This is a genomic window from Mesorhizobium sp. M1A.F.Ca.IN.020.06.1.1 (assembly GCF_004023265.1).
Classification (GTDB): domain Bacteria; phylum Pseudomonadota; class Alphaproteobacteria; order Rhizobiales; family Rhizobiaceae; genus Mesorhizobium.
On record NZ_RZSR01001764.1, the window covers coordinates 1 to 493 of the forward strand.

General features: G+C 67.1%; 1 protein-coding gene and 1 pseudogene. Both read left to right on the forward strand.

Features of this window, described 5'->3' with window-relative positions:
• Nucleotides 1-95 (forward strand): annotated as a pseudogene (locus EOA60_RS39550) (P-type conjugative transfer protein TrbG); the annotation flags it as partial.
• A gap of 3 nt (nucleotides 96-98) precedes the next feature.
• A partial coding sequence (trbH, locus tag EOA60_RS36775; protein WP_128312817.1) for a conjugal transfer protein TrbH occupies nucleotides 99-493 on the forward strand: 395 nt, incomplete at its 3' end.

Consider the following 493-nt stretch of genomic DNA (forward strand, 5'->3'; position numbering starts at 1 on the left):
ACATGATGGTGGTCGACTATCACGTTGATCGCGCCGTGCTGGTCTCGGGCGTCGGCTGGCGCCGGGAGAAGATCAGCATCAGGCGGGGAGGGTAGGCGATGTCGGTTGTCCGCCTCCTCACGCACTTCCTCGCATTGACTGTCGTTGCGGCACTTGTCGGCGGCTGCCAGACCACCGGAACGGACAAGCTCGTCGCCAGCTCCGCGCCGCCGGAGATCTCCGGCCCGGCGGCGAGCGCCATCGCCGGGGACATGGTGAGCCGGCTTGCCGAGCATGTCGGACCCGGCACGGGGACGATCCTGCTCAAGCCCGACGGCTCGCCCTTCGGCGGCGCGCTTGAAGCCTCGCTCAAGGCCTGGGGCTATGCGGTCGTCAGCGACCAGAAGACCGACGGCGAGAAGCTGATACCGCTCGCCTATGTCATCGACAGTTATGACGGCCAGGTCTTGGCCCGTCTCTCGACCGGATCGCTCGATCTCGGCCGCGCCTACAC